We start from the raw sequence: 26,390 nt of genomic DNA on the forward strand, positions 1-26,390 counted from the left end.
GGCGGCCCGGACGTCGCGATCGGCGTGCGGGCGAACGTGACGGACGCCGCGCAGGTGCAGGCCGCGATCGACGCGGCGGTGCTCGCCTTCGGCGGCCTCGACCTCGTGGTGAACAACGCCGGCCTCTCGCTGTCGAAACCACTCCACGAGACCACCGAGGCCGACTGGGACCTGCAGCACGATGTCATGGCCAAGGGCTCGTTCCTCGTGTCGAAGGCTGCCGCGCGGGTGCTCGTCGAACAGGGTCTCGGCGGCGACATCGTCTACATCTCCTCGAAGAACGCGGTGTTCGCCGGCCCGAACAACATCGCCTACTCAGCGGCCAAGGCCGACCAGGCCCACCAGGTGCGCCTGCTCGCGGTCGAGCTCGGCGAGCACGGGGTCAGGGTCAACGGCGTCAACCCCGACGGCGTCGTACGCGGCTCGGGCATCTTCGCCTCGGGCTGGGGCGCCGACCGGGCCAGGACGTACGGTGTCCCCGAGGAGGACCTCGGCAGGTTCTACGCCCAGCGCACGATCCTGAAGCGCGAGGTGCTGCCCGAGCACGTCGCGAACGCGGTGTTCGTGCTCACCGGACCCGAGCTCAGCCACACCACCGGCCTGCACGTCCCGGTCGACGCGGGGGTCGCCCCCGCGTTCCTGCGATGAGCGCCGGAGCCGTCGCGGCGGTCGACCTCGGGGCCACGAGCGGCCGGGTCGTCGTAGGGTACGTCGACCAGGCGGCCGGCACGCTCAGGCTCGACCACGTCGCGCGGTTCCAGAACGGGCCCGTGCGCCTGGCGTCGGGCCTGCACTGGGACTTCGCGGGCCTCTACCGCGACCTCACGCGCGGACTCGCGGACGCGTTCCGCCGCGAGCCCGGTGTCGTGTCCATCGGCGTGGACTCCTGGGGCGTCGACTACGCGCTGCTGCGCGGCGACCGGCTCCTGGGGGAGCCTTTCCACTACCGCGACGAACGCAACGCGGCGGCGGCCGAGGCAGTGCACGCGCGGATACCGTTCGAGGAGCTCTACCGCCGCAACGGACTGCAGTTCCTGCCGATCACCACCGTTTACCAGCTCGCCGCCGAGCAGGCGGGCGGCGGGCTGGAGCTCGCCGACTCGCTCCTGCTCATCTCCGACCTCGTCGGCTTCCAGCTCACCGGCGCGAAGGTCGCCGAGCGCACCATCGCCTCGACGACCGGGCTGCTGGACGTCGAGACGGGCGAGTGGGACCGCGAGCTCGTCGGACGGCTCGGGCTGGAACCGTCCGTGCTGCCCCGTCTCGTGTCGCCGGGCGCCTCGCTGGGCGACCTGCGGCCCGGCGTCGCCGCCGAACTCGGCGCCCCCGCCGGGTTGCAGGTCGTGGCCGTCGGCTCACACGACACGGCCTCCGCGGTCGTCGCCTTGCCGATGCGCCCCGAGTCCTCGGCGTACATCTCCTGCGGCACCTGGGGTCTCGTCGGCGTCGAGCTTGAGCGGCCGGTGATCACGGCGGCCGCGCGCGAGGCGAACTTCACGAACGAGGCCGGCGTCGACGGCCGGGTGCGTTTCCTGCGCAACGTCATGGGGCTCTGGCTGCTGTCGGAGTCGGTGCGCTGGTGGGAGCGGGACGGGTCGTCGATCGACCTGCCCGGGCTGCTGGCACAGGCGGCCGAGGTCACGGCCGAGGTGCCCGTGTTCGACGCGAACGACCCTCGCTTCCTCGCCCCGGGCGACCTGCCGGGGCGCATCGCGGCGTGGTGCGCCGAGCGCGGGATCGCCGCGCCGCAGAGCCGCGCGGAGTTCGCCCGCTCGATCGTCGAGAGCCTGGCCGAGGCGTTCGCGAGCGCCGTGCGCACGGCGTCGGCCCTCTCGGGCGTCGACGTCGAGACGATCCACATCGTGGGCGGCGGCGCGCTCAACACCCTGCTCTGCCGGCGTACGGCCGACCGCTCGGGCCTTCCGGTGCTCGCCGGCCCCTCGGAGGCGACGGCCATCGGTAACGCGCTCGTGCAGGCCCGCGCTGCGGGCTTCGCCGGGGGCGACCTCGAAGCCCTCCGCTCGCTCGTCGCCCGGGCCTTCACCCCGATTCGCCACGATCCGACCGGCTGAACGCCGGTGGCCGATCCTCGTACGCCGATGTCCCGACTTTTCCGAACTTCCTCCTGCCTGGCACACGCGCGCCCAAGACCCCGACGCGCTCGCCGAGGTGTGGGAAGAGCTGTGGTACTCCTGCTGTCGCCAGGGCATGCGGGAGAAGTTTTGATACTTCCGACATCACCCACCTCGTCGCACTGGCGGTCCGCCCCGAACAGCGAAGCTATCTGCGGTACCTGCTCACCCCGGCCCGTCGCGACCGAGGCCGGGAGCCGGGGCCACATCCACACTGCTGCCCAGGACCTCAACGGACCTGTACGTTGATCATTATGGGTGCGGGCGAGCAGCAGAATCCGTTGAAGTCGCTGCTGGAGGGGCAGCCCACCGCAGCGCGGTGGCGAGAAGTGTGCGCCTTGGGAGAGGGGCTTACAGACGGCGAGGTGAAAGCGCTGGCAGCCGCTGTCAGCCGGTGGCCGGTCGCGATCAGGGAGATGCCGGACGCGTGGTGGGCGGACTGGTCGGCGGGGAAGGAACGGCCGTGGCACAGGCTTGCGGCCCACCGGGTGCTTCATCACGGCTTGGCCACCGGCGACGGTCCGCGCCTGTTCGATGGAGTGTCTTCCGCCGCGCTGTCACCGGACTACCGCCTGGCGGCGCTGGCCGGGTGACGGTCCATGCCCTGCCGTCGGGTGCAGAGGTCGCTCGTCACGACACCGGTCTCGAACGCGTCGACGCTGTGTCGTTCGCCCCGGACGGCGAGAGACTGCTGGCTGCAGGCAGCGGCGCAGAGACGTCGGTCCTGCAGTGGATCGACCACGGAGTGATCGCCGAGGCGGTGGAGGTGCCCGTGCCTGCAGGTAGCAAGCGCACCATGATCGCCTGGTCGTCCTCGGGTCCACGAGTTCTGTTCGCCCGGCCGCGCGCTGAGAGCGTCGTCGTGGACGGTGTGGACGGCCGGCCGCTGATCCGCCTGGACCACCACGACGCCGGATGGTGGCAGGCTCTCAGCCCGGACGGGCGGATGTTGATCACTGCGGACCGGCAGGTCCGCGCCTGGATGGTCGCCGCAAGCCAGGGTCGCGCAGCACTGCTCGCCGACGATCGGCGCTGACGAACAGGTCGTCCGGGGTGGCGTGCCCGGCGAACACAAAGCCGTCCCGGGTCACCGGTAGGACGCGATAGCCACGTGGGCGGGTCTCGATGTGAGCGCGGGTGCGCCGCCCGTCCGTGCCGAACTCAGTGAGTTCGGCACAGACGATCGGTGTTCTGGTCGAGATCAGGTCTCCGGCGCCGGCCAGCAGGGACAGGTTCTGGCGGGACAGGTCGGCCACCTTCTCCCGGCCACCGTCCTGGTGGCGGTAGTAGCCGTGGCGTGCGGTTCGGGCAGATGCGTCCGGCTGCCCGCCACCATGGTGTCCTTGAGCCCGAGCGGTCGCAGGATCCGCTGCTGCAACTGGTCGGCGTAGGAGCGGCCGGTGACCTTCTCGATCAGCAGCATGGCCACCGTGTAGTTGGTGTTGGTGTACTTCTGGTCCGTGCCCGGCGCGAACCGCGCCGGCTTCGACAGCGCCAGCCGTACCAGTTCCTCGGGTGTGTGGTCGCGGAACCGGTCCTTCACCCAGGCGTCGCCGGAGGAGACGATCCCGGGCTCCCATGAGCCGTCGGCGTTGAAGTCGCCGGTACCGGCCGCTGCGGGGGCGGCAGCCCCGGCCAGCAACGTGGCCGCCAGCGCCGCGACTCCCGCTCCTCGCAGGACCTTGCTCGCCGTGATCGCTGGGTGGGTGTTCATGGTTCCTCGTTTCCGGTGACGCGCTCGGGCGAACAACTCGCCGAGCCGTGTCGGGTCTACGAGATGGACCGGGCTCGTCCGCGTGCCTCAAGCCTGCCTCCGCCGGTCGGGCGGAACAACAGCCGATCTTCGGACGGACGGGTAACCCGTGGGTTCACGATCCGCTTCGGAGACCTCGCTCACACGATCAGGACGGTGGCCAGCGCCGGGCCGAAGGCGCCGCCGAGTTGGTAGCACAGGGTGAACAGGGCGACAGCCGTGGCCCGATGTCCGGGCGGGGCTGCCTCGCCGACGCGGGCGGCGTACCAGGCCATCGCCGCCGTGGCGGCGAACACCGCGAACGCGGTGGCCGCCACGATCGCCACCGGCCAGGGCACGGTCAGCGGCAGGGCCACGGCCACGGTGCCGGTGGCCAGGAGGACCGTCCGGGCGCGGGCGGGATCGTACCGGGAGGTCCGACGCGTGAACATCAGCGAGGCGACGGAGCCGGCGGCCAGCATGATGAGCGTCATCAGCCCGATCCGTTCGGCCGGCCAGTGGTGTTCCAGCATTCGGGGCACGGTGTAGAGCAGGGCGAAGTAGGACGTGGACAGTGCGCACGCGGTCGCTGAAGCGGTCACGAACACCCGGGTGCCCACCACCGCCCGGGGGACGAACCCGGCGGCGTTCCTGCGGGCGTGCGCGGTCAGGAGCAGGCCCGCGACGGCTGCTGCGGCGAGCGCCGCCGCGCCCAGGCGCGGGGTCAGGACGAACGCGCTGATCAGCGTCATCACCAGCAGGATGCCGACGAGGTCGGTGGAGGCGGCGTCCCGATCGGAGTGGTGCGCGGGAACGTGCCGCAGTACGGCGGGGACGGCCAGAAGCGCGGGCAGAGACAGCAGCAGCGGCGTCTGCCAGGAGATCGCCGACAGGGTCGAGCCGGCCAGCGGGCCGAACGCGCCGACCAGGCCGACCCCGGCGGTGACGACGCCTGTCCGGGAGGCGGTGCCGGCCAGGGTGATGGCGACGGTCACCAGGCCGCCTCCACCGGCGGCCTGGGCGGCGCGTCCGGCCAGCAGTACCGGCAACTCCGGTGCGAGCGCCACCAGAAGTGTGCCGAGAAGCACCAGGGCGGCGTTGACGAGCGTGGCGGTGCGCATGCCTCGGGTACGCAGCAGGGCGGCGGTGAGGGGGGCGCCCAGCACACCGCCCCAGCCGAAAGCGGTGGCGGCCCACGTCGCGTCCGCAACCGATACGTCGAGTGCGCGGGCCAGGCCGGGGATGACCGTCGTGGTGCTGTTGGCGCTGAGTGAGGTCGGGGTCGCCAGCAGGGCGAGGAGCAGGACGGAGATTCGTCCCTTGCGGACGGGTGCTTGGTTCACAGCCTCAAAATACACTCGATGGTGTAAATTGCACACCAATTAGTGTACTTTGAAGGTGTTCGCCGACCGAAGGTGTTCGCCGACCGAAGGTGTTCGCCGACCGAAGGGGAGACATGAACGAGCTGAACATCCTGGCCTTGTCCGGCAGTCTGCGGGCGGACTCCCACAACACCGCGCTGCTCCACGCGGCGCGCACGTTGAACCCCGCCGGAACGGCCATCGACATCGATCACGATTTGGGCCGGCTGCCCCTCTACAACCAGGACCTGGACGACGGCACGCCACCGGCGCCGGTCGCCGAGTTCCGGGCCCGCATCGCCATGGCCGACGCCCTGCTGATCGCCACACCGGAACACAACGCCTCCGTCCCGGCCGCGCTGAAGAACGCCATCGACTGGGCGAGCACCGCACCCGAAGGGTTGCTGCGCGGCAAGCCGGTGGCCATCGCGGGCGCCTCGCCGGGGCCGTTCGGTTCGGTACGCGCGCAACTCGCCCTCCGCCAGATCCTGGCCGCAGTGGGGGCGGAGGTCGTGGTCAAACCGGAGGTGACGGTGTTCCGCTGCGACACCCGCTTCACCGGTGAGCGCGAGCTGAACGACCCCTACACCGCGGACCTGCTGCGGGAACTGCTGCACGCCCTGTCATGCAAGATCCACCCGTACACTGCAGCACAGTAGAACCCCAGCCCGGAAGGACGCCGATGACCAACCGTCAGCCCGAGCCGTACGGCAGGCCGGACAAGCGGCGGGCGATCACCGAGGCCGCCCGCCGCGTGTTCGGCCGTGACGGCTACACCCGTGCCAGCATGGACGCGATCAGCGCCGCGGCGGGGGTGTCCAAGCGGACGGTCTACAACCACTTCACCGACAAGGAGCAGTTGTTCCTGACCGTCGCGCTGGAAGGCGCCGAAGAAGTCACCGCCGCGATCGCGCAGATCATGGATCGGCACCTGCGCAAGATCGTGGATCTGGAGCAGGACCTGATCGACTTCTCTCTCGACCGGGTCGCTGCGGTGACGTCGTTCCCCGACCACTTCGCCCTGGTGCGGGCGATCGAGGCGGAGGCCGCCCACATTCCGCCACCGATCCTGAAAGCCTGGATCGCCGCCGGGCCGCAGACCGGTCACCTGCGCCTGGCGCCGTACATGCGCCAGATCGCCGACCGAGGTCTGCTGAAGGTCGACGACGCCGAGAGTGCCGCCGCGCACCTCACCCTGCTGACCGTCACCGACGTCAACCAGCAGACGTTCTACGGAGCCGTCCCACTGCCCCAGGAAGAGATCACTCGGCTCGTCACCGGCGGCGTGCGGGCCTTCCTCCGCAGCTACGCCTGCGCCGCCCCATAGCGGACCAGGCCGGGGGCGCCGTTCGGATACGTCGGATGGTGCGCATGAACGCGCGCTGGGTAGACCTGCTGGTCGGACCCTGACCGCCGGTCGGTGGTGACAGCGTCGGGCCGGTCGCCCGCCGGGTCTTCACTCGCATGTGGCTTCTGACCGAACCGATTCACCGAGCCCACTGGGTGTAGTGGCGTCCGCGACTGGACCGGGAACGAGTCCGGCCTGATCGCCGAAAGGTCTGACGACTACGCTCCGTATTCGAGATGCTACGGAACATGAGCAAGGAGAGCGTTCCTCAGCCGCCCAGTCGCGACCGGCAGGATCCGGCGTTCTGGAAGCGCGAGTTCGACAGGTACGTGGGCGCGGCCATGACCGCCACCCTGGCCGGGCGGCATGTGGAGGCGCTGGACGCCGCTCACGAAGCGCGGCTGGCCGCCGACCGCCTGCAGAGCACCATCGTGCGAAACGCCCGTGCCGCCGGCACGAGCTGGTCGGCGATCGGGCGCGCGGCCATGCTCACCAAGCAGGCCGCCTGGACGCGATGGAAGCACGTGGAGACCACCGCGATCACGCCCGCCCAGTTGGAGCGTCATCTGGTCGTCGTGATCACCACCGGGCGGCGTGGCGTCGATGACGACAGCCCCGAGTACGGCCTGGACCTGGCGCCCTACCTCCACTATGACGGCTGGGCCGAGCTGGTGACCGACGATCCCCGCGTCGATGCTCTGATCGAGGAGGGCCTGGAGCGCTACTGGGTGCGGGTCGCCCCGCTCGACTGGATCGCCTCGCGGATTCCCGGACTCGCCGAGGCCGTCGCCGCAGATCCCGGCTCGCCCCTGATGCAACCCGCCATGACGCAGTTCGTTCTCGTGCTGGACAGTGACCACCAGATGGAGGAACTTCACGACCTGTTGCGCATCGCCGACATCCGCGAAGTCTTGGAGGTCGCGGAGAAGACCCGCCTGCACGCTCTCGGCTTCTCGGTGGACAGCAGCGCGGACGGCGACTTCTACATCTCCCTGGTCGGCGTCATGGCCGGCGCTGACATCGGAGCCGAGCTGCGGGCTCTGACCCAGGTTCTCACCGCCGCCGGGTATGAGGTGATCGGCGATCCCGACGACAGCGCCTGCGGCGTCATCGCCCGGCTGGCCCCTCCTGCTGATCCGGCAGCTGTCGGATGTATGTGACTTCTGGAGACCGCTGGGGTTTGTCGGCGGCTGCGCGTACGCTCGGGTGGAGCTCCTCCGTACGCGTACGTTCCCCCGGTTTCGCAGCCTCTGGAGGTTCCCCGTTGATGGCTTCTCCCCAGCCTTCCTCTTCCTCGCCGTGGACGCCGCCCATACCCCGGCTGTCGCGTGTTCCGCAAGCCGGTGAGGCGGGTGCCTCCGCGCACGCGCGGTACCGAGCCGAACTGGGCAAGGGGCGGGTACGGCGGCTGGTCGTGCGCGGGGTCGTGGCGGTGCTGGCCGGTGTCGCCGGAACTGTGGTGATCGGCTGGCAGGCGGGCCTGGCGCTCGCGGTGATCGCAGCGACGGTCGACGCCGTCTATCGCTGGCGCAGACACGAGGCGGTGCGCACCTGGCGTCGCGGGGCGATGGGCGAGCGGCGCACGGCCCGGTATCTTCGGCGGCTGGAGGCCGGCGGGTACCTGGTGCTGCACGACCGGGCGCTGCCGTACGGGCGGGCCAACCTGGATCACCTGGCTGTCGGCCCGTCCGGGGTGGTCGTGATCGACAGCAAGGCGTGGCGGCGCGACCGGCGGATCACCCGGCGCGGCCGGGACGTCAGGGTCGGCCGCCGCGGGGGTTCCGACGAGGTGCGGTCGGTGTTATACGAGACCGGCGCGGTCGCCAAGGCGCTGAGCCGTCGCCTGCGGATGCCGGTGGAGGTCACACCGGTGCTGGCGGTGCACGGCCCGCACGTGCCACGGCGCGGGCTCATGGTGGACGGCGTGAAGATGCTGCGCGCGGCCGCGGTCGCGAAATGGATTATGCGGCGGCCGGCGGCGCTGCCGCCCTCGGTCGTCCAACAGCTTCAGGTGGCGGCCGCCGAACTGTTCCCGGTCTACGTCGAGCGGCCGCCACGCCCACCGCGATGACCCGCGCGCATGGTTCTCTGTGCTCGGGGCTCAGCTCAGGCCGCCTCCTGAGGTCCGAAGGATTGATCACCGGGCGGATTCGCCGACGTCCGGCCGCATGGCTTTGAGGAAGGCGTCGACGAGGGCGTCGGCGTACTGCGGTGTGCGGAATGTGCTTCGCACGCCTCCGTGATTCTCCCTCACACCTGGGCGAACACCCGCGAGGTGCGGGTCAGCGGGGTACGGCGCCGCCGACGACCTGGCGCGCGTGCAGCAGCAGGCCGGGACTAAGGCGGCGGTGGACGGCCGACAGCGGTGGCCACACGAGACGGGCCATGCCCCTGTCGTAACCGATCATCGTGGTGAGCGAGACTTCCTCGTGCCCGCGCTGCACGAGGAGGTTGCCGGTCAGCATCCAGGAGACGGCCCGCAACAGAATCCAGTCCTGGCCGTGCCCGGCTACCCGCCATCCGGCGACGGTCTCGGGGGCGTGGCCGCGATGGAGACGCAGGCCGAGCAGGCCGCTCCAGATGAAGCGCTCGGCCGGGGTGGGGACGTCGCCGAACATCGCCCGCGCCCACCGTTCCGGCCCGGCCTCGGCGCGGGTGGACAGGCTGAAGCGGTCGGCGTAGTCGATGCGGGGCAGCGTGCTGAGCGCCCGGGCGGAGAGCTCGACGTTTGCGACGCCCACCTGGGCGGATACGGGGCTGGGCGCGTGTGCCATGATCGCTCCTGCGGATTTCTATACGTTGGCGTATAGAAAGGGTAGAGCGAACTATACGGCTGCGTATATCAGGGTGGAGGGTGACGTGGGACACATCGTGGACACCCTGGGGCGATCTGCCCGCCGGAACCAGTCGCCGCGTCACCATCAGCCACTTCGGGCGATGGCACTCCTGCAAGGCGTGGTTGTACAGGCTGTGCAGGATGCGCAGGCGGCGAGCCTGGTGTGCTCCAGGCTGTCCGGGAGACCCTGGTAGATGGGCCCGAGGTCGGCCGGCAGAGGACGGTACTCCGGCGTCAACACCTGCCGTTATCGACAGTGTGATCCCCACCGATGGCCGAGCTCGTCACGAGACTCAGGTGAGCGCCCTGCGTCTGACGGCGGCAAGGCCGGTCGCAACAAGGACGGCGGTGACGCCTGTCATGATCGCGATGGCTGTGGCCGTGAAGGGCTCGCCGGAGATGACCATGGGCAGGTTGGGGTGGGGCACGGCGTACTTGGCGATCCAGTAGTCGATGCCGAGGATGGGTCCGAGCACCTCGCCGAAGAGGTTGACGAACAGGAAGGCCGCCCAGGAGATCGCGGCTGCCGCGCGGGGGAGCAGGCCGAAGGCCAGGACGCCGATCCCGGCCAGGGTCCAGGTGGCGGGCACCTGGATCAGGGCGCCGGCGAGCACCTTGCCCGGTGCCCCCGCCACAAGTCCCATGGTCAACCCTGCGGCGGCGAGTATCAGTACGCTTCCGGCCAGGGCGATGAGCAGGTGGCCGGTGACCCAGCGCACGCGGGAGACCGGGGCGGACAGGAGCAGTTCGGCACGGCCGGAGAGCTCCTCGTTGCGCAGCCGCAGCAGGGCCACCAGTGGGTAGAGGGCCGAGACGTAGCCCAGGCTGAGCGCGATCAGCCACAGATAGGCGTCGGTCATGGTGACATCGGGCGCTGCGGTGTAGCGGCGGAAGAACTCCTCGACGGCGGCGCCCTGCCGGGCGACCTCCTCGATGGAGGTGGCCAGGGAGCCGAGGACCAGCCCGGCGATCGCGTATGCGGCGATCCAGCCGCCGAGCAGGCCCTTCTGCAGCCGCCAGGCCAGGCACAGCGGGCTACGCAGTTGGTCGGAGGTGGCCGGGCCGGGACGTTCGGGGATCAGGCCGTGGCCCAGGTCGCGGCGGGTGAGCAGCCGGTAGGCCAACGCGAGCGTCGCGGCGGTGAAGGCGAGGCTGAGCAGCAGTACTGCTCCCGCCCATACAACATCAGGCACTCCTTGCCCGCTCACAGGCCCGGTGATCTCAACGCCGGGCAACATACGCGTCCCAGCGGTCGGCGCAGCGTTCGCGTTGCCGCTCGGGTCGCTGCTGCCGGGAGGAAATGTAACTCCTGGTAATCATTGCAGGCTATCCGGACGAGCGCGTGAGCGATACCCGTGTCGGCTACGCTCGCTGCTCGACTGACGACCGAGCAACTCCTGACCCTCGGCGTTTCAGAGGTAGGGATCTCCATCGACTGCGGCTTCTCCGGCACCACCGGCCGCAACCGCGCCGGCCTCGACCAGGCCTTTGCCCCGTGTGGGACGGCAGCGCTTTCACCGTGACCAAGCAGATCCTCACCGACCCCCCGAACTCGGCGTATCCGTCTTCGACTGGAACGACCCGTTCGGTCGCCTGTTCGTCCAGCCCCTCGCCGTCGGACGCTCCACCATCCATGGGCCAGAAACTTCCAGGTAGAGCGATCACACATCGAGATCGCGGCGCCAACGGCTGTTCCTGGGGTCTTCGACCCCGGACCTTTCCCGGGTGGAAAGCTTCGGGGTACGGCGGCGGGTGCCAGGACTGGCCGGGCCGAGGTCGGCACCCGGAGCAGTTCGGCGAGCCGGGGTGGGCCAGGCAGCACAGGCAGGGTGGCGTTCATCGGCATCGCTCACGGGGTGGTCCGGGGCCCCTCATGCCCGGAAGGCAACACCGCGCCGGGCGCTGTGGCGTCGTCGGTCATGCGTGTTAATAAACTTTGACATCGTGTCCGGAGCGCTTTACATTGATTGATGTCAGCTTTGTTTTACACGAGGAGCGGGCATGGCTTTCGAGGAAAAGCGCGCCTGGGTGATGATGGTGGTCTCCGTCGGCGCGTACACGATCTACGTGGTGACCATCCTGAGCAGAGCTGGTGAAGGCCCGCTCGCCGACGTCGCCTACGCGGGAACTCTGCTGTGGACCATCGGTGGCGCCATCGTCGCCGCGATCGTGGCCCACATCGCGATGGCTGTCGCGGGCGGCCACGGCGCCGACCGCACCGACGAGCGCGACCGTGAGATCAACCAGGTCAGCGAGCGCATCGGGCAGTCGATCCTCGCCATCGGCGCGCTCGCCGTACTGGTCATGGCCATCGCCGAGCTGCGCCACTTCTGGATCGCCAACGCCGTCTGCCTGGCGTTCGTGCTGTCCTCGGTGCTCAGCTCGTTCGCCAAGATCATGGCGTACCGCAAGGGCGGCTTCCAGACGTGGTGAAGCCGACGCAGGTCACCAACGTGATCCGGGCCCTGCGGTTCGCGCACGACGAGATGACCCAGGCCGAGTTGGCCGATCAGGTCGGCGTCACCCGCCAGACCATCATCGCGATCGAACAGGGTCGCTATTCCCCCTCGCTGGAGATGGCGTTCCGCATCGCCCGGGTGTTCCGGGTCGGACTCGACGACGTCTTCCAGTACCCAGACACCGAAGGAGATCTCTCATGAGGGCGATCGTCCAGGACGAGTACGGCCCGCCGCACATGCTGAGCCTCGGCGAGGTCCCGATCCCGACGCCCGGCGCCGACGAAGTGCTGATCCGGGTACACGCGGCCGGCGTCGACTACGGCGTGTGGCACGTCATGACCGGGCTGCCGCTCATCGGCCGCCTCGGCTTCGGCCTGCGCCGACCTCGCAACCGGGTGCCGGGCATGGACGTGGCCGGCGTCGTGGAGTCCGTCGGCGCCAAAGTGACCGCGTTTCGCCCCGGCGACGAGGTGTACGGCGCGGCGACCGGAACGTACGCGCAGTTCGCGCTCGCCCGCCCGGGCAAGCTCGCCCGCAAGCCCGTCAACCTGAGCTTCATCGAAGCGGCGGCCGTACCCGTGTCTGGGGTGACCGCGCTACGGGCCGTCGGCCAGGTCACCGCCGGCGAGAAGGTGCTGGTCATCGGTGCCGGTGGCGGAGTGGGCAGCTTCGCGACGCAACTCGCGGTCGCCGGCGGCGCCCACGTCACCGCCGTGTGCAGCACAGCCAAGGCCGACCTCGCCCGGTCACTGGGCGCCCAGGCCGTCATCGACTACACACGCGAGCCGCTCACCGGGACATACGATCTGATCATCGACATCGCGGGCAACCGGCCGCTGGCCATGCTGCGCGGGCTGCTCACTGAGCGCGGCCGGCTCGCCATCGTCGGCGGCGAGGGCGGCGGCCGGTGGTTCGGCGCGCTCGGCCGGGCGCTGGCCGTCCGGCTGATCACCCCGTTCACGCGCCGGCGCCTGCAGGCGCCGATCGCGCTGACCCGCACCGCCGACCTGGACACACTGCGCGACCTCATCGAGGCCGGGACCGTGCGACCGGCCGTCGGGCGCACGTACACCCTGGCGGAGGCCCCCACCGCAGTGGGCGACCTGGCGGCGGGCAACGCGCCAGGAAAGCTCGTCATCACGGTTGATTGACCTCGGGGCGCCGACATCGATGTCCTGCGGCGAGTCCTGACAGACGTGCATCGCCCGGTGGCAACCCTCTCCGCGTCGGCTCGCTGTCGCAGGTCATCGGTGACAGCACCCCACCGCCCGGCTCATCCCCGGCTCTGGAGGCGGGATCGGAAGTCACGCCAAAGCCGGCGGGTTGAGCTTTCGTCCCGATGGGGGCAACACGGAACGCTGATGGCCGAGCACCGCCGCCGTCATCCTGGTCGGCACCGCCTACCGTCTGACGGCGGGGCGGTCGGCGGCCGGCTCAGATGCCGGGTGAAGAACCGGGCCGCCGCGTCCCCCGCGAACTGCGGGACGCCGGTGTGGCCGCCCATGTTGGCATGCAGCGTCTTCTCCTGGGAGCCGAAGGCGTCGAACAGATCCAGGGCCGCCTGCCGGTCGTTGCCTTCGTCGTCCCACTGCAGCAGGACGTGCAGCGGAATGGTGACCCGCCGGGCTTCCTCGAACATGCTGCGAGGCACGAAACTCCCGGCGAAGAGAACGGCGGCCGAGATGCGCGGCTCGACCACCGCCAGCCGGACGCCGACGGAGATCACTCCTCCCGAGTACCCGACCGGGCCGCCGACCTCGGGCAGCGAAAGCAGGGCGTCCAGGGCGGTCTGCCATTCCGGGACCGCCTTTTCGACCACCGGGAGGACGAGCCGGTCGACGATCTCCCCGTCGATCGGATCGCCGGTCTCCAGCGCCTGGTGCAGGTCGGCGCGGGCCTGCTCGGCGGCTGCCGAACGGGGCCGGTCACCGCCCCCGGGGACCTCGATGGTGGCCGCGGCGAAGCCGTCCGCCGCGGAGTGCCGGGCCCGGGCCAGCAGCCGGGGGTACATCTGGTGCAGTCCGCCGGGGTGGCCGAGCAGGATCAGCGGCACCGGTACGGATGCGGACCCGGGCGTCCACAGGATGCCGGGGACCTCGCCGAACGTGAATTCCCGTTCGAGGAGGCCGTCGTCGAGGCGCTGCTCGGAGGTGAATCGCATGGTCGTGCCTTTCGGGAGTGCTCGTTGACGGCGCTCCCGGACGACCTATCGCCCGACCGTGACCCCAGAGGGGAGCACCCATGTCGATACGTTCACGGGTACCACCTCCTCGGTCTCTTGCACGGCCGTCTGAAGCTAACGGTGGTCACGGTGGTCCGCCAACGGGTTTTCGGAGGCTCCGTGGCTGAACGTGGTGCTGCCCGTGGAGAAGAAGATCGCGGTACGGCGCTGCGGCACCTCGACCAACTCGCCCTGATCCGCGACGACCCGGCCCCGACCGAGTCCGCCGTCGAGGAGCTGTTGCGCCGGCTGCCCATTCTGCACTCGCCGCTGCTGCGTACGGCCACGACGGGGCGTGGAGATCGCCGGGCACGCCATCCCCGCCGGCTCACTCGTGGTCGCTCGTTGCCCGCCGCCGATCGGGATCCCGACTTCATCGACGATCCCGACACCCTCGCCCTCGCCCGGGGAGCGCTCGGTCACGGCGTCCACCACTGCCTCGGTGCGCCGCTGGCGCGAATGGAGATGCGCATCGTTTTCCCCGCCCTGCTGAAGCGATTCCCTGGCCTCTCCCTGGTCAGCCCGGACATACCCACGGCCCCGAGCCGCTCCACCTCGCTGCCGTCTTCGGCCTCGACCCCAGGACCGCCGTCCACTACGCCGAGAACGACCGCACCCTCCTCGCCACCACAGTCGATGGCCAGGACCCGGCCAGTCGAGACGAACCCAAGGGTCCACATCTCACGGAGAGCCTGAAAGCCTTCAGTTCGCCTGAACGCTGGGGTTTCTAAGGGCTTGAGCAGCAACAGAACGGCCAACGGCGTCGGCGAGCCGTCGGGGCTCGGATTATCGCCGCTGGCCGTTCTGATGCAACCAGACGCCGTGCGGGCGCGGATTCATGTACGGCCTCATTGCTGTGAGTATTTGATCTGCTGGTTGGCTCTACTTTGCTGGCTATGCCGGTGGATTTCCTGACGGATGATGAGGTGGTGGCGTGCATGTACATGGCCGCGGCACGCAAAGTGTCCTTCCGGACACGCCGCAAGGACAACGCGATGCGGTCAGGCGGGCCCAGACATAGCGCAGGGCGCGAGGAACAACGGCGCGGAAATTTGTGCTCAGCACGCTAACCGCAGATAACTGGGCCGATTCACGTCGTCCCGGCTGTACCGGAGCTCAGCGTCACGGGTGCCGCAGATATTGGGCTTTTATCCATGACTGGCTGTCACGGATAGTGGGGCCGCTGGGTTTTTGTGCCGATGTTCCTCGCATCCCTTGTCGAGGTCAGCTCAACTTGAATGAGGAGATCCGGTTGTTCATGCCGGTGAGTTCGATGTCGTGGTCGCGGTATGTGGCGAAGTGGTCACCGCGGTAGTCGGTGAGGTCCCAGGCTTTCATGTCGCAATTGTTGCGCGTGAGGAACGAACTGGCGCGGTTGCTCCAGCCCCACCGACCGAGATCCGGCGCGAATCCGTCGACGTCGCCGGTCGAGGGCGAGCACCGACCGGTCGACCCCAGCCTGATCGAAGCGCCGGAGTAGCCAGAGCCGTCATAAAGGATGACCTGCACCTGCCAGGTCGCCGCGATCTGGCTGCCGTCGCCGAAGGCGTCGGCTTCCCTCTCGGTCTCGAAGCAAGTCATGGACGTGGAGCCCGTGTCGGCCACGCAGTGCGGGCGGGTCGCGGTCTCCGTGGACGTGGGGTCCGCCGCGGCGGACCAGATGGGGTCCGCCGCAGCGGCGGGCGCCGCAAGGGCGAGAACGGCCGAGGCGATGACAGCGCCCACCGCACCCAGTTTGGCAGTCGTTGAGTTCGTGCTCACAGCAGGTCCTCCTGAAGTAAGTCGTGCGGGTATCTCGTGGTTGATTTTCATGGTCAAGTGTTCCTATTTCGGCGGCGCCTTTCTGATCCGACTGTCGGAATTCGGTTCCCCGGTTCGCCTTCGAGATCTCTTTCTGGAGGCTGTCAGGCGGCTGCGGCCCGGCCGAGTTGGCCGCACCCAATAGACGTCACAGCCTTCGAAGGTGTGACATGGGGCCAGGTTTCGGACGGAAATCGGCCGCGCGCGTGGGGGACCGTAATCGGGGGCGCCCCGATGTCGGTGCTGTGACCTGGGCAATGCGGTTGAACCGTGCAGAGCCTGAACCTTAATTCTGTACGGTCACCCCGCAGGCCCTTGCAACGGCCGATGCTTGACGCTCTGCGAAACGCCGGAAGCTCTGGGACTTATCACCCGAAACATGTCAAAGTCGGATTCGCTCACGCATGACCCGGCCTCCGGAGAGGAGAAGACCAAATACACCGGTGACCACACCGCACGAGGGCTGCGGCAAGCCTCTCTCGCAGAAGGCCGCCAACCGCTCCACGAGAACTCCGTGGCCCGGGCGAGCGCCGCCGACGAGCTTGCTCATGGCCGCAGCGTGCGGCACGGCCATCGTCGCGGACAGGGAAGGCCCGCCCGCAGCACGTGTTCGCCGTGAACATCGAGTGCCTCAAGGGTCTGCCACCTTCGTCCACGAGGCATGGCCTTCGGTAGCGAACCCTGGTACCTGTGAGCGGTGTGGAACGGCTCCCGGCGTCAGCCAGGTCGTTGCCCGGCCTTGTCTACGACAGTCGCCTCGACCACGGCGTCCCAGTTGAGGATCTCGCCCTTCTTCATGGTGTTGAAGCGCTCGTCCTTGTCCCTGAGCACGATGACGCGGTAGCCCAGGTACTCGTAGGTCTTCGGATTGATGAAGACCTCGTCGCGCAGGTACCCGTCCAGGACGTGGTAGAGGGTGACCCCCCGGCGTTTGAGCAGGTCGGAGGACTTGGCTTCGTAGCGGACGCCGGGGATCCCGGCCAGGGCACCGTACATGGCGGCGCGGAGTCTGGGGGGGAGGGCGGCGTCCCGCATACCCGTCGCGATCAGCTGGAATGCCCATCTGTCGCGCTCGACGGAGGTCAGGGCGGGCTCGTCCTGGGGGGTCTCACCCATGCCCTCCGCCCGTTGCCGGGATGCGGCGCGCCTCTTGGCGTCCTCCGTGTCGACGGTCTCGTAGATCCGGGCCAGCAGCCGATCGGCGTCGGTCGGCAGGGCGAGCAGATAGGCGTAGGCCACCTCGAATTCCGACCCCTTGAGGATTTCGAGCTTGCCCTTCTCGAAGAACGCGAACGCCTTGTCGTTGAGTCGCCGCCACTGCTCCTGGGTGTTGGTCGTCGTCGGCCGACCGTGCAACCGCTCCCCGCCGTTCACCTGCGTCCGGGCGCTCAGACTCTTCACGTAGCTCCACTGGGTGGGCTCGGCACGCCATTCAGGCTCGTCGGAGGCCAGCACCGCCGCGTTGTCGGCCAGGTCCCTGGCGTTCGCCACCGGCCGTAGTCGCAGCTTGGTGACAGCGGCGGACGGCCGGGCCTGGGGCGCCTCGACACCTTTGTCCCGAGTGACGTCCGAGGTTTCCCGTGTGACGTCCGGGACGACTATCAGGGCAGCGGCGAGCAGCGCGGCGGCCGCTCCGGCCAGGCTCAGTCCCCACATCGGCCGGATGCGGCGGAGACGCGGACTCCTGCTTGTGCGCATGTGACCCGCCAGGCGGGACCGGGCCGCGCCCACGGACTCCGGAGCGGCCTCCGGCAGCGTGTCGTGGTAGCGGCGCAGTTCCTGCAGTTCTTCCATGGTTCAGACCCCTTCCGCCACGTGAGCCAGTGTCTTGCGCAGTTTGGACCTGGCCCGGTTCACGCGGGAGCCGACAGTGCCGATCGGGATGCCGAGGGCGAAGGCCACCTCCGCGTAGCTCAGGTCGGCGCAGGCCACGAGCATCAGGGCGTCGCGGTCGCCGCGTGACAGGCTCTCCAAGCCGCGCGCCAGCCGAGGGCTGAGCTGTTCCGCGGTCACCCGGTCGGTGACCCTGTCGGCGTGGCCTTCGGCGTCATCGCGGGCCGCCGACCGGCTGAGCGCCCGGTAGAGGCGGAGCTCACTGCGGCGATGGCGGCCGATGAGGTTGGTGGCGATGCCGTACAACCAGGCTCTGGCCTCCGGTCGGGTCAGGTCGTAGCGGTCGCGCTGGTCGAACGCGGCCAGGAACGTCTCCGCGGCCACGTCGTCGGCCGCGCCGAGCCCGAGCCGGGCGGCGGCGTAGCGGTGGATCATGGTGAAGTACCGGTCGAAAATCGTCGAGAACCATTCCGGCTCGTCCCGCGATTTCCCGATGACCGACGCGTCGTCCGGCTCCTCGGCCAGCCGCGTGGCGGGGTACGAAGAAGGATCATGCATCCGGCGCCTTTCTCGAAGGAGGGTCGGCGCTGATTGCCCGATGCGGGCACTCTTGTTCGTGGATTTTTCGCCGAGTCCGTCGGAGGGCGACGATCGGCGCCCTGCCCGCCGTGGCAGATCACCGTATCCGGGGCACCGTCACGTGGGCGAGCCGGAGATCGACGGCGTGGATGGGCCGACTGTTGGCGATCATCTGAGCAGACGTGAGGAGGTGCCCGCACACATAGCGCTTCCGAACATCCACCACCGCGCAGGGCGCGCCCATACGCAGGAGAAATGTCCATGGATGTTCTTTCGTTGCGGCCGGTGGACACGGGCATCTGTATCCGCCGGGCTTTGGTGAAGGCCCGGGGTGTTTCGGATCGCTCGTCTGAGAGGCTCCTGGACCCGGGCGAAGCGGCGGGACCAGGTCCAGCGCCAGGGAAACGAGCCCTTCTCGGGTGCCGCTGGTCGCCGGCGACCGATCCCCGGTGCGTTACGAGTCTCGGTGGACGATGCACCTGGAACAGGTACGCGCCTGGTTCGGTATCCCACTGTGGGAGACGGAACCGCCGACGCCGATGTGTACTCCGGCAAAGTGCTGCGCACCACGGCGAAGGACACCCGGTCGCCGGGCGCTCAAGACGTTCTTCCTGTTCCTGGAGCTGGTGGAGATCCACCAGGTCTCGCCGAGTGCCCCAACGATGAGATGGACCGGCCCTGCGGCCGCCGGGAGGTGCGGCGGCCGACCCCACTCAGCGCCGAGCAGGTGCGAGGGATGGCTGCCGTCATCCCCGGATGCCGTCGCCGGATGGGATGCGGACGTCGGCGACGTCGGTGGCCCGGTGGTGCGTGACCGAGCCACGGTCGTATGGCGGCCGGGTCGCTACTGGTTCTTGATCTGGCCGTTCTCGATGATCCACTTCAGGTTGGCCGAGCTGCTGGAGCAGTTGCGGAACAGGTATGCGGGAACCCTGACGACTGAGTTGTCGCCGCCGCTGTCAAGGCAGTAGCCCGTGGCGACGTTCTTGATCTGGCCGTTCTCGATGATCCACTTCAGGTTGGCCGAGCTGCTGGAGCAGTTGCGGAACAGGTATGCGGGAACCCTGACCTCTGAGTTGTCGCCGCCGCTGTCAAGGCAGTAGCCCGTGGCGACGTTCTTGATCTGGCCGTTCTCGATGATCCACTTCAGGTTGGCGGAGCTGCTGGAGCAGTTGCGGAACAGGTATGCGGGAACCCTGACGACTGAGTTGTCGCCGCCGCTGTCAAGGCAGTAGCCCGTGGCCGCTGCCGCGGGTGAGCCGGCGGTGATCAGGCCTGCGGAGGTGGGAATGATCAGGGCCACGGCCATGGCGGAAAGCTTGATAGGGGACATGGGTCTCCTTCGTGCCTGGGGACTCCCCGCAGCGTCGCGCCCGGGGTCCTGTCGGTGATTCTGGGAGCGCTGCTCGACAGGCACAGCCGGAGAACGCTTGTCCGTGGTCGGGTGTGCTTGTGGGCAGCACACCAAGTATGCACTCTCAGCACCTCTACAACTACTCTAAGTGACTGTCGTGGCGCTCCGATGCTGGCCGTCCGGTCGGGTGCACGGCTACCACAGCCGAACGGTCGCCGACGTTCCGGGCGAATGGCGCGCCGCGCCAGCTCGCGCTCGCCTTCCAGCGCGCGCAACGGGAGCGCGCCGCCGTCGGCGCGGACGCGGTCCACCAGGACGTCTCGGTCATGTGCAGCTCCGGGTCCTGAACGCCCGCCCCTCCATGACCGCCCGCACGCCCGTGCCCGTGACCTGGGCAACCTCCGCGGGCCGCCCGCACCCGCTGCCCGTGGCCACCTGGACCACGAGGCCGCTTCGTTGGACGGCGGCCCGCTGCGGCCGTTGATGGAGACGTGGAACAGGGGGCCACGGTGTGGCCGGCGCGGTCCAGGTACAGCTTGAGCAGGGCGACGTAGCCGAGGTCGTCGAGCGGCACGGCGTGTACGCTGCCGCCCTTGCCATGAACCCGGACGTGCTCCTCGTCCAGCCGCAGCAGTCGGCCCCGGGTACGCGACCGGGGCCGGTTAGTGGGCGGGCGCATGTTCGGGCCCGCGCTTCCGTCCGGATCGGAAACACATCAGTGGGCCATCCCGGACCGCTGCTTCACGTCGTTGAAGGTTGCGGCCCGCGGCGGGAGCGTACATCGGAGTGGTAAGGAGGTCGGCGATCGGGCCCACGCGGTTGCCCGGACCCGACCGTCAGCCAGACCTTCAGGTGGGGGACGGCACAGGATTCGTAGGGTGGCGGAGCAATTTTCCTGAGCGCTAGGCGAACAGGTCCTTCCGCATGCCATACGTCTTGAAGAGGTAGTCGCGCGAGGCTTCGAGCTCGCGCCGGAGCCGGTCGAGGTCCGCGTCGAGCAGGCGTCCGCGCCACTTGCGGACCTTGCCGGCGACGATCACGGTCTCGACGTTCGTGCGGTCCATCAGCGAGACGACCGCCCCGGGCACGTTGTTGAGCGGGGCCACGTTGAGCGCAGTGGTGTCGAGCAGGACGATGTCGGCATGCTTGCCGGGCGTGAGCGTACCCGTCCTGTCGCCGAGCCCGAGGTGCTCGGCGCCGTTGGAGGTCGCGTACCGCAACACCTCCTGGACTGTGAGCAGAGACGGGGTGCCCTCGGCGGGTGTCGGCCAGTGGTTCGGGGGCACCGGGTCGCCCTGGTCCAGGACCAGTTGGTTGACGAGCATGCGCTGCATGGTCATCGCGCCGCGCATCAGTGTGAACGGGTCTGCGGCCATCGTGGTCTCGACGTCGGAGCTGAGCGAGGGCTCCATGCCCAGCTCCCGCATCTTGAGGATCGGCGGCGTGCCGTGCCGCATGACCATCTCGATGGGGATGGCGAGGGAGACCTGCGCTCCCGCGTCCCGGATCTTCTTCCATGTCTCGTCGGACATGCCGGTCATGTGGATGAAGAGGTTGTCCGGCCCAACCTGAAGTCCTCCGGTACCCTGGGCCACCTCGTCGAGCGTCGGCCGCATGCCGAAGGCGCCGACCGCGTGCGCGACGACCTTGAGGCCCAGTTCACGGCCGATCGTCCAGGCTCTGGTGTACACCTCCTTGCCGAGGTGCAACTCGCCGCCCATGACCATGGTCACCAACTGGTCGTCCGAAGAGAACCACTGATCCCTGATACGGCGGGCATCCTCCGGGTAGCGGGCTCCCTCGCGGCCGTCGCTCTCGAAATAGCCGAACGTGGCCCGCCGCCCGGTGTCCATCAGCGCTTGGACCGCCGCGTCGCTGTGCTCGGGGGAGTGGTGGATCTGCGAAACGTCGAGCACCGTGGTCACCCCCGCGTCCAGCTGGGAGAGCCCCGCGAACAGCTCGTTGATGTACACGTCCTGCGGCCGGTACACCTTCGCGAACCCGCGCAGAACATGCTCAGTGTAATTCGGGGACGCGCTCGGCGACCCGGAGCCGTCGTTCTGCAGCAGGCCATTGGGGAGGAACGAGCGCTCGGCCGTTTCGAACTGATGGTGATGCGTGTCCACGAAACCCGGCATGACGATACGCCCGCGCGCGTCGATCACCTTCGCGCCGCCGGCGTCGATGCGGGGCCGGACCGCGACGATCTTCTTGCCTTCGACCAGTACGTCGGCAACCTCGAAGTCGCCCACGTTCGGGTCCATCGACATCACCGCCCCGCCCCGGATGACATAGCGCCGGCCAGGGTTGCCGCTGTCGGCCGGCGCCTGATCATCGCTCCGCGCCGCAGCCGGTGATCCCGCGAGCAGGCTCGCGGCCACAGCCGAGGTTTTCAGGAAATCTCGGCGTCGGGCAGCGCTTTTGTTCGACATGTGAATCGCCTTTCAAAGGTGCTCAAAGAAGACGGCTTGATCAAGAGACGGGGATGGCCCGCAGGGGGGCGAGCGCGGCACTCCAGGACACGACCTGGCCGAGCATGGTGCCGAGTGATTCGAGCTGATGGTCGCCGGGCTTGAACACGGTGAGGTCCTGGAAGTCCGTCATCAGGTGGAGCGTGACCTGCTGGCGCACATCGGCCAGGTGCAGATTGCCGGCGATCATCCGCAGGTGCTCAACTGCGCGGGCGCCGCCGGCCATGCCGTACGACACGAAGCCGACCGACTTGTTGCCCCACTCGGCGTACAGGTAGTCGATGGCGTTCTTCAGCACACCGGGGATGCTGTGGTTGTACTCGGGTGTCACGATGACGAAGCCGTCGAAGGAGGCGATGGTGCCCGCCCACTGCTTGGTGTGCTCGTTCTCGTAGGAGCCGAACGCCGGCAGGAGCGCCTCGTCCAGGTGTGGCAGCGGGAAGTCGCGCAGGTCGATGAGTTCGAAGACGGCGTCGCCCCGTTGCGAGGCGATGGAGTGCACCCAGGCGGCCACCTTGTCGCTGTTCCGGTTGGGGCGGGTGCTGCCCACGATGATGCCGATACGGGTCATGGCGGTCTCTCTCCAGCGAGTTGATTTGTCTACTGGAGGCTAAGAGCCATCGAGTTGACGTGTCAACTCGATGGTAGGGTGACCTCATGGCGCAGCTGGGATTGACCGAACACGAGCTCCGCGCATGGCGGACGTCCTTCCGGATGGTGGAGCTGCTGCGGAATCGCATCGAACAGCAACTGCAGGCCAGTAGCGACCTGTCCAACGCCGACTACACAGTGCTCGCGCTGCTGTCCGAGACACCCGGCAGGCGGCTGCGCGCCTACGAGCTGGCGCAGGTCGCCGGCTGGGAGAAGAGCCGCATGCACCACCAGCTCACCCGGATGGAGCGGCGCGGCCTGGTCGCCAGGGAACGGTGCGGCTCCCGCGGTATGGACGCCGTACTCACCGAAGAGGGCCTCGCCTCGCTGAAGAAGGCCCTGCCCGGCCACGCCGAGGAGGTACGGCGCCTGTTCGTCGACCGGCTGACCCGCGAAGAGCTCGACCAGTTCGCCTCCCTCGCCACCAAGATCCTCAACAGCCTGGAAGCAGAACAGTGACGTACGCGCTGATGCCCCTGAGCACGTGCTCGCCATACGGTGGATCTGCTCATCTCCACGAATCTGCAGGCGCGGGCGGAGCGGGCGGGCAAGGCCGAGCAGTTGCGTTCGGCGGGGCGCACGAGGGCCATCGCCGATGGAGGTGCTGATGGGAGCGCCGGAGGCGACGGCGGTGGGGAGGCGATCGAGAAGCCGGCGGCCGCGGCGTTCGTATAACCTCCCGAAATCGACGTGGTCTCACTGCCACAGCCCGCTATATCTGGTAGATCACCATCAGCGTCTATCGGGGCAAATGCGAAGATCGGCGGTCAAATCACAAGCTGAGAGGCGGCCTGGTTGCACCTGAGGGGCCATCTCTCGCAGGCGCGGTTCGCCGCCCATACCCGATAACGTCTCATGGCTTCGACCAACTCGGCGGGAGTCCTCGCCTCCAGCGGGTTCGGCTTGGAATTGTGCCCGTCCGCGTCCGGGGTAGCGTAGCGCCGCTCTGGAGGAGCTTCCCGCCTCGGCGTGGCGGTTACCCTGACGCTCTTCTCCAGAGCTCTCCCATCCGGCGCGTCCTGCTGCGTCTTGAGTCTCTTGTCCGACAGCCACGCGTTCAGGGGCCAGCCCCGGCCGACCGGCACAAGGGCTTCCCCGTCAGCGTCATACCCTGCGGCGCGCCCGGGCGCTGGACGAGCGACAGGCCGACACAGCAGCCTGTCCGTCAACGCTTGTCGCGGGGCGCCTCATTGACCGGGAGGCGGGACAGGCCAGCAGGTGTTGCTGCCATCGTCTACGGAATCGTTCGTGTGATGAGCTCGCGGGCCTTGATGACGATCGGCGTGATGGGGGTGTCGTAGTTGCTCAGGATGACCGCGATCCAGTCGAGGTCGGGGAAGACATCGAGGTTGGTCGCGACTCCCATCGCGCTGCCGGAATGTCCCCAGACGCGGTGGCCCGCGATGATGGTGTCGCGGAAGCCGTAGCCGTAGAAGCGGGCGTCGGCGGGGAGGACGGGCTTGTCGGTGGGTGCCAGCAGGACTTTGCCGGTGGTGAAGGCTGTGGTGTAGGCCGCCGGCAGGAGCGCGTCTTCGTCCAGGGCGGCGACGAAGGCAAGGAGGTCGGGGGCGCTGGCGTACACGCCGTCTGCGGGGCCGCCGACGAAGCCGAAGTACTCGCTGGTGGTGAAGTCGGCGCGCTCTCCGGATCTTAGGGTCCAGTACGGGTGGGCGATGTCGCGACTGTCGAGGACCTGCGGCTTGGTGTAGAGGTTCGAACGCTGCATGCGGGCCCTGGTGAGTACGTCGCGGCGTACGTAGTCGTGGAAGGGCAGGCCGGAGGCCGCCGCGACGACGGCGCCGAGCACGAAGAATCCGCTGTTGCTGTAGACGTAGCGGGTTCCGGGGGTGAAGGCGGGAGCGGTTTCCTGCTTCTTGATGATGTTCAGGACGCCGTCCATCATCTCGGCCTCCGTGGACCATCGCGGGAGCCCGGCGTGGAATTCGGGGGCTTGGGAGTACTGGCCCATGCCGGCGGTGTGGGTGAGGAGATGGTGGAGGGTAACCTTCGCTGTCTCGGCCGCGAAGCCGTTCAGGTAATCGCCGAGGGGCGCATGGAGGTCGACCTTGTCTTGTGCGGCCAGTTGGGCGAGGGCGATCCCGGTGAAGCACTTGCTCAGCGATGCCAGCTTGAAGATCGTGTCCGGGCCGTTGGGGATCGAGCGGGACGCGTCCGCCATGCCGTACGAGCGGGTGAGCACTCGGCGTGAACGGTGGACCAGCAGCACGGTTCCGGAGAACTGGTCGGACTGGGCCAGCCTCGCCAGATAGTCGTCGAACTCGCCGCCTGGTCGCAGCTGGGGCGGCGTCGGCGCTGCTCGTTCGGCGTGGGCGGGCAACATGCTGCCTGCCGTGAGCGCCGTGGTGGCCAGTGCGCCGGTGAGTAGGGTCCGTCGGGTGGGCGTCATCGTGTTCCTGTCATCGGGACGGTGAGCAGAAGGGCATGTTCGCGCGGTCCGTGGTGACGGCGAACGGTTTGAAGGACTCGTGGGTGAAACGCGCGATGGCCGCCGCATCCGGCGGACGGATGATCAGCCAACAACCGGTGTTGTTATCTCGGCATAAAGTCACATGCGTGGCTGACGCGCAGCCGTGGGGCTGAGGTACGGAGTGCCGAAGGCCGCGAGCAAGCGCGCACGAGCGACGGCAACACCATCGCTGGGGCAGCAGCCGCCTCGCTCTGCCGCAAGCGCTGTCCCGCCAAGGTCCCTGTGGACACAGGCGTGGCTCCTCGGGTTCTACGCGGGGAGGCGGAGAAAGGTGCGTCGGCGGGCGAAGGCGCTCAAAGGTGCGGATTGAGCTGCGGCGAAAGCGTCACAAGCAGTTCGCTCTGCGGTCCCACCGCGACGCGCAAATCGGCCGCCGCGACGGCGAGGACTAGGGGCTGTACGGAGTTGAGAACACGGGGATCGGCGGCGCTCCGGACAGCGGCCTGGTAGGTCTTCGCCATGGCGCGTGGAGACCTCACCGATGGTCAGCGTGGACTCCACCACGGCCCGCGCCCATCGCCACGCTGCCGGGATGGTCCTGGGCGGTGAGCTGGCCGCGGCGCTGGAAGAGGCGGCCGAGCAGGAAAAGGGCTACGTCAAAGGGCGAAACGCCTGTGACGGCGACCCCGGCCGAGACGAAGACAGGCACGGGTACGGGCGACGGTTGATCCGGCGCCGGTACCGGTTCCGGCTGAAGGCGGCTGTGCTGGAGCGCATCAGGATCCGGCTGCCTGTGGGTCGTCCGCGCACCAGACCGGGCGTGGTGGCCGCCGACAAGGCGTACTCCTCCCGCGGCAACCGCGCCTACTTGCGCCGACGCGGGATCAAAGCGGTCATCCCGGAGAAGGCCGACCAGGCGGCCAACCGCAAGAAACGCGGCTCCTGCGGGGGCGGCCGCTCCGCCGTGATCCCGATCTCTACAAGGAGCGCTACACGGTGGAGCGGTGCGTCAACCGGATCAAGGAATGGCGTGGGCCAGCCTTCCGGTTCGACAAGACGCCCGACAGCTACCTGGCCGGCCTGCACCTACGCGGAGCCGTCATATGGATCCGAAGCCTCCGACCAGCCTGAAGATCCGAACTTCGTACACGCTCTAGGGCCAGTGCCGGACGAGGTCGGCAGCCC

Annotated in this window: 27 protein-coding genes and 1 pseudogene; 14 read left to right on the top strand and 14 right to left on the bottom strand. The window is 68.7% G+C overall.

Translation table 11 applies throughout. From position 1 onward, the window contains the following. From ABD120_RS23365 to ABD120_RS23380, 4 genes are all read left to right on the top strand, one after another. On the top strand, nt 1-648 hold a 648-nt coding region (locus ABD120_RS23365), incomplete at its 5' end, for an SDR family oxidoreductase (RefSeq protein ID WP_343952126.1). Beyond that, a complete protein-coding gene (locus tag ABD120_RS23370; protein ID WP_343952127.1) occupies nt 645-2,072 on the top strand; it encodes a rhamnulokinase in 1,428 nt (475 codons plus the stop codon). The genes ABD120_RS23365 and ABD120_RS23370, both read left to right, overlap by 4 nt. Before the next feature lie 314 nt (nt 2,073-2,386). After that, complete coding sequence (locus tag ABD120_RS23375) at nt 2,387-2,725, top strand: hypothetical protein (RefSeq protein WP_343952128.1); 339 nt, start codon at nt 2,387-2,389, stop codon at nt 2,723-2,725. Beyond that, complete coding sequence (locus ABD120_RS23380) at nt 2,722-3,168, top strand: WD40 repeat domain-containing protein (protein WP_343952129.1); 447 nt, start codon at nt 2,722-2,724, stop codon at nt 3,166-3,168. The genes ABD120_RS23375 and ABD120_RS23380 overlap by 4 nt, the downstream gene beginning before the upstream one ends. A gap of 165 nt (nt 3,169-3,333) precedes the next feature. Here ABD120_RS23380 and ABD120_RS23385 read toward each other — a convergent pair whose 3' ends face one another. Together ABD120_RS23385 and ABD120_RS23390 are read right to left on the bottom strand one after the other, a co-directional pair. After that, nucleotides 3,334-3,846, bottom strand: coding sequence for a serine hydrolase domain-containing protein (locus ABD120_RS23385; protein ID WP_343952130.1), 513 nt, complete (start codon nt 3,844-3,846; stop codon nt 3,334-3,336). Between the two features lie 179 nt (nt 3,847-4,025). After that, nucleotides 4,026-5,207 (bottom strand): MFS transporter, encoded by a 1,182-nt coding sequence (locus tag ABD120_RS23390; RefSeq protein ID WP_343952131.1) that lies wholly within the window; start codon nt 5,205-5,207, stop codon nt 4,026-4,028. A gap of 113 nt (nt 5,208-5,320) precedes the next feature. Between ABD120_RS23390 and ABD120_RS23395 the strand changes: the two genes are divergently transcribed. From ABD120_RS23395 to ABD120_RS23410, 4 genes are all read left to right on the top strand, one after another. Continuing rightward, nucleotides 5,321-5,884, top strand: coding sequence for an NADPH-dependent FMN reductase (locus tag ABD120_RS23395; RefSeq protein ID WP_343952132.1), 564 nt, complete (start codon nt 5,321-5,323; stop codon nt 5,882-5,884). Nucleotides 5,885-5,907: 23 nt separating this feature from the next. Beyond that, complete coding sequence (locus ABD120_RS23400) at nt 5,908-6,552, top strand: TetR/AcrR family transcriptional regulator (RefSeq protein WP_343952133.1); 645 nt, start codon at nt 5,908-5,910, stop codon at nt 6,550-6,552. 269 nt (nt 6,553-6,821) lie between these two features. Continuing rightward, nucleotides 6,822-7,733 carry a hypothetical protein gene (locus ABD120_RS23405; protein WP_343952134.1) on the top strand — a complete coding sequence of 304 codons (912 nt, stop codon included), beginning with the start codon at nt 6,822-6,824 and terminating at the stop codon, nt 7,731-7,733. Nucleotides 7,734-7,840: 107 nt separating this feature from the next. Beyond that, the gene (locus ABD120_RS23410) at nt 7,841-8,644 is read left to right on the top strand and encodes a nuclease-related domain-containing protein (RefSeq protein ID WP_343952135.1); all 804 of its coding nucleotides are present in this window, start codon (nt 7,841-7,843) and stop codon (nt 8,642-8,644) included. Nucleotides 8,645-8,855: 211 nt separating this feature from the next. Here the strand turns inward: ABD120_RS23410 and ABD120_RS23415 are convergent, their stop codons facing one another. Then, entirely contained in the window at nt 8,856-9,347 is a 492-nt protein-coding gene (locus tag ABD120_RS23415) for a hypothetical protein (RefSeq protein WP_343952136.1), read from the bottom strand. Between the two features lie 355 nt (nt 9,348-9,702). After that, nucleotides 9,703-10,602 carry a hypothetical protein gene (locus ABD120_RS23420; protein ID WP_343952137.1) on the bottom strand — a complete coding sequence of 300 codons (900 nt, stop codon included), beginning with the start codon at nt 10,600-10,602 and terminating at the stop codon, nt 9,703-9,705. An 808-nt stretch (nt 10,603-11,410) separates the two neighbouring features. Here ABD120_RS23420 and ABD120_RS23425 point away from each other — a divergent pair. Genes ABD120_RS23425 through ABD120_RS23435 form a run of 3 tightly spaced genes read left to right on the top strand, consistent with a single transcriptional unit; the run spans nt 11,411 to nt 13,019 of the window. Beyond that, entirely contained in the window at nt 11,411-11,842 is a 432-nt protein-coding gene (locus tag ABD120_RS23425; RefSeq protein WP_343952138.1) for a hypothetical protein, read from the top strand. A gap of 20 nt (nt 11,843-11,862) precedes the next feature. Beyond that, entirely contained in the window at nt 11,863-12,069 is a 207-nt protein-coding gene (locus ABD120_RS23430) for a helix-turn-helix transcriptional regulator (RefSeq protein WP_425564017.1), read from the top strand. Continuing rightward, the gene (locus ABD120_RS23435; protein ID WP_343952140.1) at nt 12,066-13,019 is read left to right on the top strand and encodes an NAD(P)-dependent alcohol dehydrogenase; all 954 of its coding nucleotides are present in this window, start codon (nt 12,066-12,068) and stop codon (nt 13,017-13,019) included. The genes ABD120_RS23430 and ABD120_RS23435 overlap by 4 nt, the downstream gene beginning before the upstream one ends. A gap of 230 nt (nt 13,020-13,249) precedes the next feature. On the opposite strand, the gene ABD120_RS23440 is transcribed toward ABD120_RS23435, so the two are convergent. From ABD120_RS23440 to ABD120_RS23475, 8 genes are all read right to left on the bottom strand, one after another. Then, on the bottom strand, nt 13,250-14,029 hold the full coding sequence (locus tag ABD120_RS23440) for a dienelactone hydrolase family protein (protein WP_343952141.1): 780 nt from the start codon (nt 14,027-14,029) through the stop codon (nt 13,250-13,252). 135 nt (nt 14,030-14,164) lie between these two features. Next, nucleotides 14,165-14,512 (bottom strand): hypothetical protein, encoded by a 348-nt coding sequence (locus ABD120_RS23445; protein WP_343952142.1) that lies wholly within the window; start codon nt 14,510-14,512, stop codon nt 14,165-14,167. A gap of 801 nt (nt 14,513-15,313) precedes the next feature. Next, nucleotides 15,314-15,814: a hypothetical protein gene (locus ABD120_RS23450; protein WP_343952143.1), complete on the bottom strand. Its 501-nt coding sequence runs from the start codon at nt 15,812-15,814 to the stop codon at nt 15,314-15,316. Between the two features lie 792 nt (nt 15,815-16,606). Then, nucleotides 16,607-17,683 (bottom strand): hypothetical protein, encoded by a 1,077-nt coding sequence (locus ABD120_RS23455; protein ID WP_343952145.1) that lies wholly within the window; start codon nt 17,681-17,683, stop codon nt 16,607-16,609. A 3-nt stretch (nt 17,684-17,686) separates the two neighbouring features. Beyond that, nucleotides 17,687-18,280, bottom strand: a complete 594-nt coding sequence (locus ABD120_RS23460; RefSeq protein ID WP_343952146.1) for an RNA polymerase sigma factor — start codon at nt 18,278-18,280, stop codon at nt 17,687-17,689. 865 nt (nt 18,281-19,145) lie between these two features. Next, nucleotides 19,146-19,610 carry an RICIN domain-containing protein gene (locus tag ABD120_RS23465; RefSeq protein WP_343952147.1) on the bottom strand — a complete coding sequence of 155 codons (465 nt, stop codon included), beginning with the start codon at nt 19,608-19,610 and terminating at the stop codon, nt 19,146-19,148. A gap of 947 nt (nt 19,611-20,557) precedes the next feature. Then, complete coding sequence (locus tag ABD120_RS23470; RefSeq protein ID WP_343952148.1) at nt 20,558-22,087, bottom strand: amidohydrolase family protein; 1,530 nt, start codon at nt 22,085-22,087, stop codon at nt 20,558-20,560. 40 nt (nt 22,088-22,127) lie between these two features. Further along, nucleotides 22,128-22,697 carry an NADPH-dependent FMN reductase gene (locus ABD120_RS23475; protein WP_343952149.1) on the bottom strand — a complete coding sequence of 190 codons (570 nt, stop codon included), beginning with the start codon at nt 22,695-22,697 and terminating at the stop codon, nt 22,128-22,130. Between the two features lie 86 nt (nt 22,698-22,783). Here ABD120_RS23475 and ABD120_RS23480 point away from each other — a divergent pair, with 86 nt between their 5' ends. Together ABD120_RS23480 and ABD120_RS23485 are read left to right on the top strand one after the other, a co-directional pair. After that, nucleotides 22,784-23,236, top strand: coding sequence for a MarR family winged helix-turn-helix transcriptional regulator (locus ABD120_RS23480; protein WP_343952150.1), 453 nt, complete (start codon nt 22,784-22,786; stop codon nt 23,234-23,236). Nucleotides 23,237-23,275: 39 nt separating this feature from the next. Next, nucleotides 23,276-23,452 (top strand): hypothetical protein, encoded by a 177-nt coding sequence (locus tag ABD120_RS23485; RefSeq protein ID WP_343952151.1) that lies wholly within the window; start codon nt 23,276-23,278, stop codon nt 23,450-23,452. A gap of 559 nt (nt 23,453-24,011) precedes the next feature. On the opposite strand, the gene ABD120_RS23490 is transcribed toward ABD120_RS23485, so the two are convergent. Both ABD120_RS23490 and ABD120_RS23495 read right to left on the bottom strand, forming a co-directional pair. Next, nucleotides 24,012-25,184, bottom strand: coding sequence for a serine hydrolase domain-containing protein (locus tag ABD120_RS23490; RefSeq protein ID WP_343952152.1), 1,173 nt, complete (start codon nt 25,182-25,184; stop codon nt 24,012-24,014). 374 nt (nt 25,185-25,558) lie between these two features. After that, nucleotides 25,559-25,726, bottom strand: a complete 168-nt coding sequence (locus tag ABD120_RS23495; protein WP_343952153.1) for a hypothetical protein — start codon at nt 25,724-25,726, stop codon at nt 25,559-25,561. Nucleotides 25,727-25,746: 20 nt separating this feature from the next. Here ABD120_RS23495 and ABD120_RS39875 point away from each other — a divergent pair. Beyond that, nucleotides 25,747-26,336: pseudogene (locus ABD120_RS39875) on the top strand (transposase); the annotation flags it as partial. Nucleotides 26,337-26,390: the final 54 nt, after the last annotated feature.

It is taken from the genome of Nonomuraea longicatena, from assembly GCF_039525605.1.
GTDB lineage: Bacteria > Actinomycetota > Actinomycetes > Streptosporangiales > Streptosporangiaceae > Nonomuraea > Nonomuraea longicatena.